The following is a 14,924-nucleotide window of genomic DNA, read 5'->3' on the forward strand; positions in this document are numbered from 1 at the left end:
AGACACAGCGAGCCTACGCCGCGTCGAGTTCGGCGAAAATCAAACTGACCCACTACCACCGGATTGAAGGGTTTGGTGCGTGTTGATACGTCCCGGGTTGTGCCTATGGGAGGGTGTCCATCTCCACGATGCCGCCGAAGTCGAGTTCGTCGAGTGCTCGGATCACTTCGCTCGACGGGATGCCGCGATAGAAGGGTGCCGCGTTCGGTCCGGTGCCCGTCGACGGTGCTTCCGCAGAGTCCTCGACCACGAGGCCGATCACACGGCCGTCTTGCGCAACGATCGGACCGCCGCTGTTGCCCGGCCGCGCGATTGCCGAGTAGAGGAAAATCTTCTGCCGGCCGGGGATAGTCGTCGCGGCCGGGTTGACCACCTCGCCACGCTGCACCGTGATCGCCATCTCCGCAGTCATCGGCACCCGCGGGTAACCGAACACGTAGACCTCATCCGCCCAGTCGGGATCACGGAACGCCATGCCGCCAAGCCGCGGGATGTACTTGCCTTCGGGCATCTCGAATTTGATTACTGCGACGTCGAGCGTGGGGTGCGGGTGAGCGGTGCCCGAGAAGTTCACCAACTCGGCTTCGGCGTGGTTGCTTGACGGATAGACGGACAGACCTGCGCTCGTGCCCGCGAGCCCGGTCACGACATGTTTGTTGGTGATGACGTGATTGTGGTCGACGACGAGGCCGGTTCCCCAACTATCCACCGGATTGCCAGCGTCGTCGTGACCGGCGAGTTGAACGGTCACCGCGTTGTAGCTCGGGATGATGAGCTCGGCACCGAACACCTCGGACAACCAGAGGTTGCCGCCACGCTGTCCCTTCGATATCGCCCCCTGCGAGATGTACTTCTGCCCCATGACTGGCAATCGCGGGTCCCAACCGAGCGGCAGCAGAAGTCCCGCGCGTTCCATCGAGCTGAGGATGCGGTGGAGGGTCACCGCGTCGCCCGCGGCGGGCAGGCCGAGGGTGCTCAGGTATCGGGAGAAATCTGCGACCGACCACGGTTCGAAGGGCACCGTCGTCGGCAGACCGATATCCGAGTCAACCGGTGGTGGTTCGGGTTTGCCGATCGCCGCCGCAACCACCGGGTTGTGGACCAGCCCGAAGAATTGATGGGCGCACATCGCCACGTTCACACGCCACGCAGGAGTCCCGGGCTTCAGGTCGGCCGCCGTGAGCTGTCGCGGTCAGGTGCTTTCCGCGCCATCCGCCGTCACCTCTGCCATGGTCCATCTACGGTATCTGCGACAAGGGCAGCGTCGATGCCTCGACATGCAGAGTCGGTGTTCGCTTCACGCGAACTAGGCGCGCCTAGCCTGGACGAGTCCCCGGGCCGACATTCGCCCGAGGCCTTGGCCTCCATCACCTAATTGTGTGCAAAACCGTATCTAATTGATACGATTGCGCACATGGCTATCTGGGATCGCCTCGTCGAGGTTGCCGCCGAGCAACATGGCTACGTCACGACTCGCGATGCGCGAGACATCGGCGTCGACCCTGTGCAGCTCCGCCTCCTAGCGGGGCGCGGACGTCTTGAGCGTGTCGGCCGAGGTGTGTACCGGGTGCCCGTGCTGCCGCGTGGTGAGCACGACGATCTCGCAGCCGCAGTGTCGTGGACTTTGGGGCGTGGCGTTATCTCGCATGAGTCGGCCTTGGCGCTTCATGCCCTCGCTGACGTGAACCCGTCGCGCATCCATCTCACCGTCCCGCGCAACAACCATCCGCGTGCGGCCGGGGGCGAGCTGTACCGAGTTCACCGCCGCGACCTCCAGGCAGCCCACGTCACTTCGGTCGACGGAATACCCGTCACGACGGTTGCGCGCACCATCAAAGACTGCGTGAAGACGGGCACGGATCCTTATCAGCTTCGGGCCGCGATCGAGCGAGCCGAAGCCGAGGGCACGCTTCGTCGTGGGTCAGCAGCTGAGCTACGCGCTGCGCTCGATGAGACCACTGCCGGATTACGCGCTCGGCCGAAGCGAGCATCGGCGTGACCAAGCCCTATTCGTCGCCGCCAACGAACCTGCGCTCACTACGAGATCGGCTCACCCAAGTAGCGGAACGGCAAGGTGTCGTGTTCGGTCGACTGCAGCGGCATGTCGCGATGATTGTTGTCGCACAGTTCGCGGCCACGCTCACCGACGACACCGGCGCTCCGCTGCTGTTGGTCAAAGGCGGATCGTCGCTGGAACTGCGCCGGGGAATTCCCGATTCGCGGACCTCCAAAGACTTCGACACGGTCGCACGTCGCGATATCGAATTAATCCATGAACAGCTCGCTGACGCGGGCGAGACGGGGTGGGAAGGATTCACTGCAATCTTCACCGCCCCCGAAGAAATCGATGTTCCTGGTATGCCGGTCAAGCCGCGCCGATTCACCGCCAAGCTGAGCTACCGAGGCCGGGCTTTCGCAACTGTTCCGATCGAGGTCTCCTCCGTCGAAGCCGGCAATGCCGACCAATTCGACACCCTCACCTCAGACGCGCTCGGCCTCGTGGGCGTACCCGCAGCAGTCGCCGTACCCTGCATGACCATTCCCTGGCAAATCGCGCAGAAGCTGCACGCAGTAACTGCCGTGCTCGAAGAACCGAAGGTCAACGACCGCGCTCACGACCTGGTGGACTTGCAGCTTCTTGAAGGACTGTTGCTCGATGCCGACCTCATGCCGACGCGCAGCGCGTGCATCGCGATATTCGAAGCGCGCGCCCAGCATCCTTGGCCACCGAGAGTCGCCACGCTGCCGCACTGGCCGCTGATCTATGCAGGTGCGCTGGAGGGGCTTGACCACCTTGAACTCGCCAGGACGGTCGACGCGGCGGCCCAGGCAGTGCAGCGATTCGTTGCGCGGATTGATCGGGCGACGAAAAGATGAGTGCTGGCGCGGCCTGCGGCGCACGGGAGAACACAGGGACCACCCCGGTTCCATAGTCAACGTCAGCGGTGCGGGTGTCGATCAGACGACGAATGGAATCGCCCTCGCATTCCTCGCGATCGAGTGCCTATGAGCCGCGCTCCTGCGGCCTAGGCGAGCGCTTCCGGGGCTCTCAGACATCGGCCTCGTGGCGGTGTGCGCGGCGGCATGTGGCTCTGTGATCTCTTGCGCGAGCGCCGATTGCGAATTTCGTCCGGCGAAAAGTGACCGCTCCGTGACCTTAATGCAAGAGGTGTGTGGTGTGGAGAGGGGCGGGAGGAAGGGAGTGAGGCGACGGTGTCGAGATGCAGCGAGGATTGGTGGACTTCCGGTAGTTGTTTAACAAGGCCCCGGAGACCAGGGGGCGAGGGAGAGCGCGGGCCGACTTGGGTGGGTGAGCCTGGCTTGGGCTGGTGCGTGAGCGGAGGATCGCTGGTGGCCCCGTAGTTGGCGTTGGCCTGCGGACGTGCCGCGCCTGCGAGGGATTCGTCAATCTTCCTGTTGATGTCGCCCGTGCCACGTCGGTGAGATGTCGAAGGGATGTGACCTGGTGCGTTCGCGAACAGCTGCTGACCACGGCCACCGACGGCGCTCAACTGTCGTCGATTCCATCCCACCCGTGCTTGGACTTTCAAACTGTCCGGCGCCGATGGGGAAACCTGGTGTTTGGCCGGAACGTGGCGCCGAGCCTCGATAATATCAGCAGTTACGTCCAGGGGTGTGGTGTACGGGCAGGTAAGGCCGGTGGGCGTGTCGTAGCCCAGTAGTGGGCGGTCATCGCGTGATCCTTCGAAACGACCAGCAAAAGTCAATCGAAGGAAATGACGCAATGACCTCTTCTCATCTTATCGACGCCGAGCAGCTTCTGGCTGACCAACTCGCACAGGCGAGCCCGGATCTGCTGCGCGGGCTGCTCTCGACGTTCATCGCCGCCTTGATGGGGGCTGAAGCCGACGCCCTGTGCGGGGCGGGCTACCGCGAACGCAGCGATGAGCGGTCCAATCAGCGCAACGGCTACCGCCACCGTGATTTCGACACCCGTGCCGCAACCATCGACGTCGCGATCCCCAAGCTGCGCCAGGGCAGCTATTTCCCGGACTGGCTGCTGCAGCGCCGCAAGCGAGCTGAACGCGCACTGACCAGCGTGGTGGCGACCTGCTACCTGCTGGGAGTATCCACTCGCCGGATGGAGCGCCTGGTCGAAACACTTGGTGTGACAAAGCTTTCCAAGTCGCAAGTGTCGATCATGGCCAAAGAGCTCGACGAAGCCGTAGAGGCGTTTCGGACCCGCCCGCTCGATGCCGGCCCGTATACCTTCCTCGCCGCCGACGCCCTGGTGCTCAAGGTGCGCGAGGCAGGCCGCGTCGTCGGGGTGCACACCTTGATCGCCACCGGCGTCAACGCCGAGGGCTACCGAGAGATCCTGGGCATCCAGGTCACCTCCGCCGAGGACGGGGCCGGCTGGCTGGCGTTCTTCCGCGACCTGGTCGCCCGCGGCCTGTCCGGGGTCGCGCTGGTCACCAGCGACGCCCACGCCGGCCTGGTGGCCGCGATCGGCGCCACCCTGCCCGCAGCGGCCTGGCAGCGCTGCAGAACCCACTACGCAGCCAATCTGATGGCAGCCACCCCGAAGCCCTCCTGGCCGTGGGTGCGCACCCTGCTGCACTCCATCTACGACCAGCCCGACGCCGAATCAGTTGTTGCCCAATATGATCGGGTACTCGACGCTCTGACCGACAAACTCCCCGCGGTGGCCGAGCACCTCGACACCGCCCGCACCGACCTGCTGGCGTTCACCGCCTTCCCCAAGCAGATCTGGCGCCAAATCTGGTCCAACAACCCCCAGGAACGCCTCAACCGAGAGGTACGACGCCGAACCGACGTCGTGGGCATCTTCCCCGACCGCGCCTCGATCATCCGCCTCGTCGGAGCCGTCCTCGCCGAACAACACGACGAATGGATCGAAGGACGGCGCTACCTGGGCCTCGAGGTCCTCACCCGAGCCCGAGCAGCACTGACCAGCACCGAAGAACCCGCCAAGCAGCAAACCACCAACACCCCAGCACTGACCACCTAGACTGCCACCCGAAGGATCACGCGAGGAACCTTCACTCGTACACCACGTCCCTGGCCTTGGCCGAAGGTAGAACGCCAGCACGACTTGCTGTTGTCAACTCTTGCGAGTTACGTGAGTGCGGCCGGAGCACACGCTCGTATCGTCGTCACAGTCGAAGGGCGCGATCTTGAGTTCGACGTATCGACCTTCGCCCTTGTGGGCCCGCAGCAGCTGCCCGAAGTCGAGCCGTCGCAGTAGTGACCGGGGGCCCAGTTAGCGATGGCTTTGTCACTGTGGAGGGTCTCCCTCCCGTAGTGATGCACCACTCGCACGAGAGCCAATTCGGCCGCCCGTCGCGCCGCAGCAGAGCGCGGTGGCTCTTCGTCGTTCATTTGGTCATCGCCTCGCGTAGATGTTCCGCCGCGTCTTCGCCGCGGACGCCGGCCGTGCGTAGGTCGGCGTATACCCTCGGCCATAACATCGACCTAAACCCCTGCAGGTTCTGTTCGGTCAGCCGGGCGCACGCTGGGGTCGGGAAGAAGCGCAATATCAACCGACCGCCGGCGATTTCCTGCAATCCCGCAGCCATTGCTGCACGGCGAAGATCGCTCCATGATCGCCCGGGCACGTAGATTTCCATCGGAGCTATTTCCGTCTGCATTGGCGCGAGCAGGCTCGCCGACAACGCGCTTGTGGCTGCCCACTCAATGCCTGCGGCATCCCACAACTGGCCGGCCTTGACCACGCCGGCAGTCGGATCGCGCCACAGCACACCAGTCGAAATAGAAATCGGCGACCGAAGCTTGTCTGCTGCCTCAGCGTATGCATCCAACAGCGCATCGCGATCAACGATCAGGCGCGCCGATTTCGGGCCGCGGGCAGTGGCACTGGCCAGATGGCCGTTTTTTTCGAGAAACTTCAACGCCTGAGCGCTGCTTCCCATCGAGAGACCGGTGGCCTCTACAACCGAGGCGACAGTTGGACCGGCGATGTTCGCCAGCAGCGCTTCACATACGGCAAGTGTGGCGCGGCGCCAGCCTATGCGCGCGTCGAGTGGGGCAGGTGGCGCGCCTTTCGTCTCGATCACCAGAGTGGTTCCAGTTGATGTGTTTCGGTAGTGGATATCGGCAGCGCCCGACTCGTCCACCCACCCAACACCGGCGTCATGTGCCGCCTTCCGGGCACCAGGAGACATCGTGGGTGCAGCCAAAATGTCGGGCCGGGATGTGGCGTGGAGTGCCTCGGCTACCTGACGGGGCCAACCAGTCGTGAGCCAGCGAACCAGGAACTCTGCGCCGTCGAGCGACACAATCACGTCGCGATGAGGGCCGTTTACGCGTCGTGCGCGCACTTCGCTGCGAAACGCGCCTTCCAGCGCACTCACGGTGCGTTCGTCCCAAGACATGGAGGCATCATACTTCACTAAGGGACGATACTCTACTGTTTCAGTGAAGTACCATCTACGGATGAAGTTCGATTGCCACGTGCGATCCGACGCTTGCACTTCGCTGGCGGGCCGCGAACCCGATCAGCTCCTCCAGGTCGTCGGCACGGGTCAGCAAGGCGGCGCTGTCCGGGTGGGCGCGCATGCCAAACACCAGTCGCTCACCGTCGGGGTCAAGCAACACCAGGTCGCGGAGCATGGTGGCGGGCGGAACCCACACTTCGGGCTAGCTCTAGGGGGCAGGGCTTTGACGGGTCTTGACAAATACGTGTAGCTACACGAGTCTGGAGTAATGGGCAAAGGGGCGGCGTTCGACGAATGCGCTTGCTACACCACCCGGCGGGCGGCCCGACAGCTCGGCCAGGCCTATGATCGCGCGCTGCGGCCGAGCGGGTTGACGAACACCCAATTCAGCACGCTGGCCGTGATCTCGCTGTCGGAAGGCAGCGCCGGGATCGACCTCACGATGAGCGAGCTTGCCGCCCGCATCGGCGTTGAACGCACGACGCTAACCCGCAACCTCGAGGTGATGAGGCGCGACGGACTGGTGCGGGTCATGGCGGGTGCCGACGCGCGGTGCAAGCGCATCGAGCTGACCGCGAAGGGCCGCGCGGCACTGCAAAAGGCGGTGCCCCTATGGCGCGGGGTGCAGGCGGAGGTGACCGCAAGCGTCGGTGACTGGCCACGGGTGCGACGCGACATCGCGAATCTGGGTCAGGCGGCGGAGGCGTGTCGGTGATCTTTTTTGCGCATATATGTGTAGTTACACCCAACTGAGGAGCAAATGATGGCTAGGCAGAGATTTCGTGACCAGGTGGTGTTGATCACCGGTGCCTCCAGCGGCATCGGGGAGGCGACCGCGAAGGCATTCGCCCGTGAGGGCGCCGTGGTCGCCTTGGCGGCGCGCCGCGAGGGTGCGTTGCGCCGGGTTGCCCGGGAGATCGAGGCCGCGGGTGGGCGGGCGATGGTCGCCCCGCTCGACGTCTCGTCGTCGGAGAGCGTGCGCGCCATGGTTGCCGACGTGGTCGGCGAGTTTGGTCGCATTGACGTCGTGTTCAACAACGCCGGCGTCTCGCTGGTAGGCCCGGTCGACGCAGAGACCTTCCTTGACGACACTCGCGAGATGCTGGAGATCGACTACCTCGGCACGGTGCGCGTGGTGCGGGAGGTCTTGCCGATCATGAAGCAGCAACGATCGGGACGGATCATGAACATGTCGTCGGTGGTGGGTCGCAAGGCCTTTGCGCGATTCGCCGGCTACTCCTCCGCCATGCACGCGATCGCCGGTTTCTCCGATGCGTTGCGCCAAGAGCTGCGGGGTAGCGGAATCGCCGTCTCGGTGATCCACCCGGCGCTGACCCAGACACCGCTGTTGGCCAACGTCGACCCCGCCGACATGCCGCCGCCGTTTCGCAGCCTCACGCCCATTCCCGTTCACTGGGTCGCGGCAGCGGTGCTTGACGGTGTGGCGCGGCGGCGCGCCCGCGTAGTCGTTCCATTTCAGCCGCGGCTGCTCATGGTGGGTGACGCGTTCTCGCCGCGGTACGGCGACCGGGTGGTCCGCTTGCTCGAGAGCAAGATATTCGGTCGCCTGATCGGTTCCTATCGGGGTTCGGTATACCGCCATCAGCCGACCGAATCAGCGAAGGCACAGGCGGCCCAGCCCGAGCGCGGGTACTCGTCGGCCCGGTGAGGTTGGTTGGAGCCAGGCTCCACGTCGCTGAGGCGAGCGGCGTGCGCAGCGCGTAGCGGCTCGTCGGCACGGTGTCGATGGTCTCCTTGGCGCTGAATCGCGACGTGCTGGCGATCACCCGGGCAAGCCGATCACGCAGTTCGTCGTCGGGCGCCAGCTCAACGTCGAGTTGCGCTCTCCCGCTTTGAGATCCAGCGCGACACCTCGTCGCGCCGGTACACGACGCGCCGTCCCAAGGTGAAGCTCGCCGGTCCGATGTCCGAGTGCCGCCAGTGCCGTAGAGTGCCGACGGGAACGCCGATCATCTCCGAAACTTGTTTTGCGTCCAGCAGATCCATGTTTCTCCTCCCGACATGGGCTGGTTTCCAATGTCTCCAACAGTGCTGGCAGCGTCCGTGTTCGGTCGCCCATTTCGCTTGCGCGACTGCGCCATAACCGGCCAGGTGAGGCGCGACGGGTTCGAGAGTGGCGCCGCGGTATTGTGCGACTGCCCTGGCCGAGCGGAGCAGCTCGTCGTCGTCGATGCCCCGGCGGTCGAGTTGGACGATGTCGACGTAGTCCCGCCAGCGGGTGCTGGTGATGCCGCGTTCGAGGATGGTCACTCCCTTCTCGGCGATGATGGTCTCGGGCGCGTAGCCCAGGAGTGTGATCGGCTCGCCGAGGATCCGGTCGATGGTCACCCGTGTGGGCCACGGCGCGATCGGTTCGCCGGTGGACACATCCCAGGCCGCGATGCCCTGCCACGGTCCGACCGACATAGCGACTCGCACGCGCAGGCCCGGGTAGTCGGCCCGCTCGCGAATTTCCTGCACGCTGCTCGTGTCGAGGTTGAACGCCACCCCGTCGTCGATGTCGATCACGGCGATGTCGCGAACCACCTGGGTGAGATGCTCGGCGGTGACGTCGGCGCGCATGGCGTTGGAGTCGGTGTCCTTCGTCGGGTGCCGAACGCCGTAGGCGGCCAGCAGGATCCGGCCTTTGAGGACGAAGTCTGCGGCATGCGAGGTGCGGGTGAGCCGATCCAGGAACGATTCGAGGGTGTGTCGAGTCAGGTACTCCTGCGTCGGTGCGCCGGTCCCGCACTTCGAGGCAGTAGAACGAGCGAGGATTGGATCCGGCGGGACACCGTGTCGCCGGAGCTCACGCCAGCATCGCCAATGTTTGTAAGACCGGGGACTTCTCCCGCGGTAGGCGGGTGGCGATCTCGATCAGCCGGGCGGGTTTGCCGCCTCGGCGCAGCCACTCTCGCAGCGCGTCACGCGCCAGTTCGTAACCGACTTCGTAGCGGAGCCGGAATGTATCGGCGATCGAGCGCTCGGGTGAGTTAGATTCCGATTGTCTGATCCGATCCCGGGATCGTGATCTCGTCGCGTCCGATCTAAAATGTGGCCCGGTCGAAGTGGTGCCACGCAATCGCGCCTGTGCTGGCCGGTGTCCTCGACCAGCGGGGGATGGCGATGTCCAGCGCGGCGGGGATCGCGTCGGTCAGGTCGTGGTGCGTGAGTGCGGAGGCCAGGCAGATCGTAGCGTCGGGGCGGCGCGTGGCGGCCTCGATCCGATCCCAGTCGGCGGTCGACGCGTCTACGGGTAGGTAGATGCCGCGGGCGATGCGGTCCCAGCGGCCTGCCTGCGCGCCGCGGTAAAGCGCGCTGCGCGAGGCCGGCCCGCCCCGCAGTGCTCGGTGTCAGGGCTTCCACGGCGCCTATCCCACTCGTCTTTGGTACGGAACGTAGGCAGATAACTCTATGTGTAGACGTTTCGTATCGATGCCTGAGGAAATCGGGAACAGGCCCCGCGGGCGCATGGCTATTGGGAGTACGGCGGGGCACTGACATTGCGAGGCCACCGTCGGTTGGCGCCGGTAGCATGGGGATTTGTCGATGCTTGGTGAAGGAGCAACCGTGGGCGGTGAGACGCCTAAGAAGGTGGTCGTCTCATGGACTGCTGTGAAGAACGCGGGGTCGCGCGCCACAAGGGCCTCAGCCAAGTTGGAACGCCGGGTTGTCCCCGTTGGTCACAAGCGGTCAGCTGCCGTTGCAGCGCATATCGAGAAGCAGCGGTCACCGCAGTCCAGATGCCGCTGACGCCCGGCTACGGTGAGACCCCGCTTCCGCACGACGAACTGGCCGCGTTGCTCCCCGAGGTTGTCGAGGTGTTGGACAAGCCGATCACGCGCGCTGATGTTTATGACCTCGAACAGGGCCTTCAGGACCAGGTTTTCGATCTATTGATGCCGACGGCTGTTGAAGGCTCGTTGTCGCTTGATGAGCTTCTCAGTGACCATTTCGTCCGCGATCTCCACGCGCGTATGTTTGGTCCGGTATAGGACTGGGCCGGGCGGTGGTGACGACGTGAACTCAACATCGGTGTTGCACCGGAGCAGGTCGCCGTCGAGGTACGCAACGCGCTCGACACCATCGCGTACCGCTGGGTGCACACCGATGATTGGACCGGTCGGCAACTGGGTATTGTTGTTCATGCAGACCTTGTGCGAATCCATCCGTTCACCGATGGAAATGGGCGCACCACAAGGCTTCTCGCTGATTTGGTGTACGCGACGGTTCAGAATCCCACCGAGCTGCAGTATGACTGGGAGCTCGATAAACTGCGCTTACGTCGAACTACTTCGCGGCTACGACCGAGACCGGGACATTGCGGCGCTCGCCGCCTTCATCGGTGTGCGGCCCATCGAGACATAGGCAGGCTGTCTTGTTGAAGCCGGCGACCGGGCGACCCAAGCGGAGGAGGTACCGCGGATCACTGCGGTACCGTCGACGCGGTGGCAACCAGGCATCAACGGGCGGGGATTGACGACCGCTGGCATAAGCGGGTCAAAGGGCCGGACGGGAACAGGCGAACCGTGCGGTCTGCTGTCTGCGGCAGGGTTTCGCGCTGGCGCGTCAGGTGGGTTGACGGCGGCGGAGAGGAGCACAGCAAGAGCTTCCAGCGCAAACCTGACGCGCAGGTACCTGACCCATGCCGAACTGTTGATGCTCGCCAGGGCCACGGGCCGGTTCGAAACGCTCACCTTGGTGCTCGGCTACTGCGGCTTACGGCGGTTTACGGTTCGGTGAGGCTGTTGCCCTGCGGCGCAAGCATGTGGGGGATCGCGTGCTGACCGTCCGATCGTCCCCTACGGCGGTGACCGGCAAGGGCATCGTTGAGTCGACGACCAAGACGAAGCGGGATCGTCACGTACCAGTGCCTGAGCCTGTTTGGCGCAGGCTCCATGCCGAGTTGCCCACCGACCCGAACGCCTTGGTGTTCCCCGGCCGTAAGGGCGGATTCCTGCCTCTCGGTGAATACCGCTGGGCATTCGACAACGCCGGCGACCAGGTCGGGATCGAAGGCTGGTACCGCACGGTCTGGGGCACACCACGGCCTCGCTGGCGATCAGCGCAGGCGCTAACGTCAAGGTCGTGCAACGGCTCCTTGGACACGCAGCAGCGGCGATGACGCTCGACCGGCACGGCCATCTGCTCAACGACGATCTAGCGGTGTGGCCGATGCGCTGTGCAAAGTCATCGAGAACACTGCGGTATCACTGCGGTATGCGGAGACGGAACAGAGTCGGGCTCCGGGCATGAGATAGCGCGTCTGAACTGCAACGCCCCCATAGCCCAATTGGCAGAGGCAGCGGACTTAAAATCCGTCAAGTGTCGGTTCGAGTCCGACTGGGGGCACGGGGAAATCGTTGTTGGCAAGTCATGGCGTTGGGCACTGCTGCTGCTCGCCGCTCAAGCCAGCAACCCAACCTGGCGATACGTTGGTTTGAGCGGGGCGACTCCCGTCGGGCCACCTACGCCCCGCCTGTTGCTATGGCCGGACAAGGAGCATCGCGATGAGCGTGGATTACCCCCAAATGGCTGCTACCCGGGGAAGAATAGAACCGGCCCCGCGGCGAGTTCGCGGCTATCTCGGACATGTGCTCGTCTTCGACACCAGTGCGGCGCGCTATGTCTGGGAGGTTCCCTACTACCCGCAGTACTACATCCCGCTGGCGGATGTCCGCATGGAGTTCCTGCGCGACGAGAACCACCCGCAGCGAGTGCAGCTGGGTCCGTCGCGGCTGCACTCCTTGGTAAGCGCCGGTCAGACCCACCGATCGGCGGCGCGGGTATTCGATGTCGACGGCGACAGCCCGGTGGCGGGCACCGTGCGTTTCAACTGGGATCCGCTGCGGTGGTTCGAGGAGGACGAGCCGATCTACGGCCATCCGCGCAATCCCTATCAGCGGGCCGATGCGCTGCGCTCGCACCGACACGTCCGTGTCGAGCTGGACGGCATTGTGCTCGCTGACACCCGATCGCCCGTTCTGCTATTCGAAACTGGGATACCCACAAGGTATTACATCGATCCGGCCGACATCGCTTTCGAGCATCTGGAGCCCACCTCGACGCAGACGTTGTGTCCGTACAAGGGGACGACGTCGGGCTATTGGTCTGTGCGCGTCGGCGACGCCGTGCACCGCGACCTGGCCTGGACGTATCACTATCCACTGCCCGCCGTTGCCCCGATCGCCGGCCTGGTGGCGTTTTACAACGAGAAGGTCGACCTCACCGTCGACGGCGTCGCCCTGCCGCGGCCGCACACTCAGTTCAGCTAGTGCTTGGTTTGTTCGCCGGTTGGCGGCCGCCAGCATGGTCAACCTCATCTAGGGCGTGGGTGTCGGGGCGCAGCAGGCTGCCGGCGATCTCGCGGACACCGTCTTGGCTGTGCCCAATCTAGATTCCGATCGGCCTGAGTCTTCTTCTGCCGGCGCAGCGCATCGGCGCGGGCCACGATTGCATCGACGTGGACGGCCAGCCGGCGCTGGGTCATCGACGGCCAGCGAGCCGCCCTGAGAGCGAGCTCGGCGGCCACGGCGCCAACACCTCACCGTCGACGGTCAGATCGCTGCGACACACGATCGTTTGAAACATCCGGTAGTCGATGTCGCCGGCGGTGAAGACTTGGCCGACCATGGCTAGGCACTCGCGCATACCGCAGCTGGCTGGCCGTTGGCCCCTGGCTGATCCGCAAGGCCGCACCGACCTCAGCGATCACCGCCGCCTGTGACCACTAACCAGTCTCATCGAAAATATATTCGATACAGCCACTTGCCGTCGACATTGACCATGAGGCGTTCACGTCGCAGGGCCGACGAAATATGCTGAGACCTGCCTACTCGTGTGCAATGTGATATTAGCCTCATTTTGATTTGAATTATGAGAATTTCTTATTTCCCAGTTATGGGGAGCGTGTGCTGGTTGTTAGCGAAGTACGCTAAAACTGCAGTTACTGCTCATAGCACTGGTTTGCCACATACCCCGTATCGGGATACGTCATGATCGGTATCCTGAGCGGAACATAAGTCGGTCACGTGACCTAGGTAACAGCGTCTAATTCGTGAAATTTTTGATCAGAATTTGGTCGCTAGACTTATTCCAGCCCAGTATGAATCAGCGCTTTTGGTGCCGAAATGCGGCGAATCCCGGGCAGTCGGCGTCGCACAGCACGGTTGCTGTGCTGTCGCAAGCCTGGAGGCCCGCAGACACAGCAAGCGAGGAGCGGCGCGTATGAGCCGCGCCGGCGACGATGCGGAACGAAGTGATGAGGAGGAGCGGCGCATGAGCGTTATGAACGGCCGGGAGGTCGCTCGAGAGAGCAGAGATGCCCAGGTCTTCGAGTTCGGCACCGCACCGGGCTCCGCCGTGGTCAAGATTCCGGTGCAGGGCGGTCCGATCGGTGGCATCGCCATCAGCCGCGACGGCAGTCTGCTGGTAGTGACCAACAACGGCACCGACACCGTCTCGGTCGTCGGCACCGACACCTGCCGGGTCACCCAGACCGTCACCAGTGTCAACGAACCGTTCGCGATCGCCATGGGCAATGCGGAAGCCAACCGCGCGTACGTCAGCACGGTGTCGTCGGCGTACGACGCGATCGCGGTCATCGACGTGGCCACGAACACCGTTCTCGGCACCCATCCGCTGGCGCTCAGTGTGAGCGACCTGACACTCAGCCCGGACGACAAGTACCTGTACGTCAGCCGAAATGGCACTCGCGGTGCTGACGTTGCGGTGCTGGACACGACGACGGGCGCACTGATCGACGTCGTAGACGTTTCCCAGGCGCCGGGCACCACCACGCAATGCGTGCGGATGAGCCCGGACGGAAGTGTCCTGTACGTCGGCGCCAATGGGCCATCCGGCGGCCTGCTCGTCGTGATCACGACCCGCGCGCAGTCCGACGGGGGACGCATCGGGAGTCGCTCGCGTTCGCGGCAGAAGAGCTCCAAACCCCGGGGTAACCAGGCGGCGGCGGGCTTGCGCGTGGTGGCGACCATCGACATCGGGTCATCGGTCCGCGACGTCGCGCTCAGCCCCGACGGTGCCATCGCCTACGTCGCCAGCTGCGGCTCCGACTTCGGGGCAGTGGTCGACGTCATCGACACTCGCACCCACCAGATCACCAGCTCGCGCGCGATCAGCGAGATCGGCGGGTTGGTCACCCGGGTGAGCGTTAGCGGCGACGCGGATCGCGCCTACTTGGTCAGCGAGGATCGGGTGACCGTGCTGTGCACCCGTACGCACGATGTCATCGGCACGATCAGGACCGGCCAGCCGTCGTGCGTGGTCGAGAGCCCGGACGGAAAGTACCTGTACATCGCCGACTACTCCGGCACCATCACCAGGACAGCGGTTGCCTCGACCATCGTGTCCGGGACCGAGCAGCTGGCGCTACAGCGCCGCGGGTCTATGCAGTGGTTCTCGCCTGAGCTGCAGCAGTACGCGCCGGCGCTCGCCTAGCTCGAACGCGCTTCTCGGGGGAAC

11 protein-coding genes, 1 tRNA gene and 3 other annotated features are annotated in these 14,924 nt (G+C 64.3%); of the genes, 9 read left to right on the forward strand and 3 right to left on the reverse strand.

Annotated elements, in window-relative coordinates; translation table 11 throughout:
* Positions 1–103: 103 nt before the first annotated feature.
* Entirely contained in the window at positions 104–1,129 is a 1,026-nt protein-coding gene (locus Rv1043c; protein ID NP_215559.1) for a hypothetical protein, read from the reverse strand.
* Between the two features lie 246 nt (positions 1,130–1,375).
* Here Rv1043c and Rv1044 point away from each other — a divergent pair, with 246 nt between their 5' ends.
* The 3 genes from Rv1044 (at position 1,376) to Rv1047 (ending at position 4,993) form a co-directional block, all read left to right on the forward strand.
* The gene (locus tag Rv1044; RefSeq protein ID NP_215560.1) at positions 1,376–1,999 is read left to right on the forward strand and encodes a hypothetical protein; all 624 of its coding nucleotides are present in this window, start codon (positions 1,376–1,378) and stop codon (positions 1,997–1,999) included.
* Positions 1,996–2,877, forward strand: a complete 882-nt coding sequence (locus Rv1045) for a hypothetical protein (RefSeq protein ID NP_215561.1) — start codon at positions 1,996–1,998, stop codon at positions 2,875–2,877. The genes Rv1044 and Rv1045 overlap by 4 nt, the downstream gene beginning before the upstream one ends.
* A gap of 743 nt (positions 2,878–3,620) precedes the next feature.
* Positions 3,621–5,055 (forward strand) — a mobile genetic element (IS1081-1, len: 1435 nt. Insertion sequence IS1081. This region is a possible MT-complex-specific genomic island (See Becq et al.,2007).).
* On the forward strand, positions 3,746–4,993 hold the full coding sequence (locus Rv1047; protein ID NP_215563.1) for a transposase: 1,248 nt from the start codon (positions 3,746–3,748) through the stop codon (positions 4,991–4,993). Its footprint overlaps the feature before it by 1,248 nt.
* 305 nt (positions 5,056–5,360) lie before the next feature.
* Here the strand turns inward: Rv1047 and Rv1048c are convergent.
* Positions 5,361–6,476 carry a hypothetical protein gene (locus Rv1048c; protein ID NP_215564.1) on the reverse strand — a complete coding sequence of 372 codons (1,116 nt, stop codon included), beginning with the start codon at positions 6,474–6,476 and terminating at the stop codon, positions 5,361–5,363.
* A gap of 232 nt (positions 6,477–6,708) precedes the next feature.
* On the opposite strand from Rv1048c, the gene Rv1049 reads away from it, so the two are divergent.
* Together Rv1049 and Rv1050 are read left to right on the forward strand one after the other, a co-directional pair.
* Complete coding sequence (locus Rv1049) at positions 6,709–7,155, forward strand: transcriptional repressor (RefSeq protein NP_215565.1); 447 nt, start codon at positions 6,709–6,711, stop codon at positions 7,153–7,155.
* A 48-nt stretch (positions 7,156–7,203) separates the two neighbouring features.
* Entirely contained in the window at positions 7,204–8,109 is a 906-nt protein-coding gene (locus tag Rv1050; protein NP_215566.1) for an oxidoreductase, read from the forward strand.
* Positions 8,110–8,267: 158 nt separating this feature from the next.
* Here Rv1050 and Rv1051c read toward each other — a convergent pair whose 3' ends face one another.
* Positions 8,268–9,023 carry a hypothetical protein gene (locus Rv1051c; protein NP_215567.1) on the reverse strand — a complete coding sequence of 252 codons (756 nt, stop codon included), beginning with the start codon at positions 9,021–9,023 and terminating at the stop codon, positions 8,268–8,270.
* A 524-nt stretch (positions 9,024–9,547) separates the two neighbouring features.
* Positions 9,548–9,638, forward strand: a sequence feature (mpr5, fragment of putative small regulatory RNA (See DiChiara et al., 2010), ends not mapped, ~100 nt band detected by Northern blot.).
* A gap of 407 nt (positions 9,639–10,045) precedes the next feature.
* Here Rv1051c and Rv1052 point away from each other — a divergent pair.
* The 4 genes from Rv1052 (at position 10,046) to Rv1057 (ending at position 14,900) form a co-directional block, all read left to right on the forward strand.
* Positions 10,046–10,435: a hypothetical protein gene (locus tag Rv1052; protein NP_215568.1), complete on the forward strand. Its 390-nt coding sequence runs from the start codon at positions 10,046–10,048 to the stop codon at positions 10,433–10,435.
* 1,283 nt (positions 10,436–11,718) lie between these two features.
* Positions 11,719–11,792: transfer RNA gene (gene leuX / locus Rvnt17), tRNA-Leu, on the forward strand.
* A gap of 158 nt (positions 11,793–11,950) precedes the next feature.
* Entirely contained in the window at positions 11,951–12,715 is a 765-nt protein-coding gene (locus tag Rv1056; RefSeq protein ID NP_215572.1) for a hypothetical protein, read from the forward strand.
* 952 nt (positions 12,716–13,667) lie between these two features.
* Positions 13,668–13,718 (forward strand) — a repeat region (51 bp Mycobacterial Interspersed Repetitive Unit,Class II).
* The gene (locus Rv1057; RefSeq protein ID NP_215573.1) at positions 13,719–14,900 is read left to right on the forward strand and encodes a hypothetical protein; all 1,182 of its coding nucleotides are present in this window, start codon (positions 13,719–13,721) and stop codon (positions 14,898–14,900) included. It abuts the feature before it with no gap.
* Positions 14,901–14,924 lie beyond the last annotated feature (24 nt).

The organism is Mycobacterium tuberculosis H37Rv (assembly GCF_000195955.2).
Lineage (GTDB): Bacteria > Actinomycetota > Actinomycetes > Mycobacteriales > Mycobacteriaceae > Mycobacterium > Mycobacterium tuberculosis.

What these genes read in the sequence shown, in the direction of transcription:
- Rv1043c (NP_215559.1), bottom strand. Translation starts at nt 1,129, where the DNA reads ATGTGCGCCCATCAATTCTTCGGGCTGGTCCACAACCCGGTGGTTGCG.
- Rv1047 (NP_215563.1), top strand. Translation starts at nt 3,746, where the DNA reads ATGACCTCTTCTCATCTTATCGACGCCGAGCAGCTTCTGGCTGACCAA.
- Rv1049 (NP_215565.1), top strand. Translation starts at nt 6,709, where the DNA reads ATGGGCAAAGGGGCGGCGTTCGACGAATGCGCTTGCTACACCACCCGG.
- Rv1050 (NP_215566.1), top strand. Translation starts at nt 7,204, where the DNA reads ATGGCTAGGCAGAGATTTCGTGACCAGGTGGTGTTGATCACCGGTGCC.
- Rv1051c (NP_215567.1), bottom strand. Translation starts at nt 9,023, where the DNA reads ATGCGCGCCGACGTCACCGCCGAGCATCTCACCCAGGTGGTTCGCGAC.
- Rv1052 (NP_215568.1), top strand. Translation starts at nt 10,046, where the DNA reads ATGGACTGCTGTGAAGAACGCGGGGTCGCGCGCCACAAGGGCCTCAGC.
- Rv1056 (NP_215572.1), top strand. Translation starts at nt 11,951, where the DNA reads ATGAGCGTGGATTACCCCCAAATGGCTGCTACCCGGGGAAGAATAGAA.
- Rv1057 (NP_215573.1), top strand. Translation starts at nt 13,719, where the DNA reads ATGAGCGTTATGAACGGCCGGGAGGTCGCTCGAGAGAGCAGAGATGCC.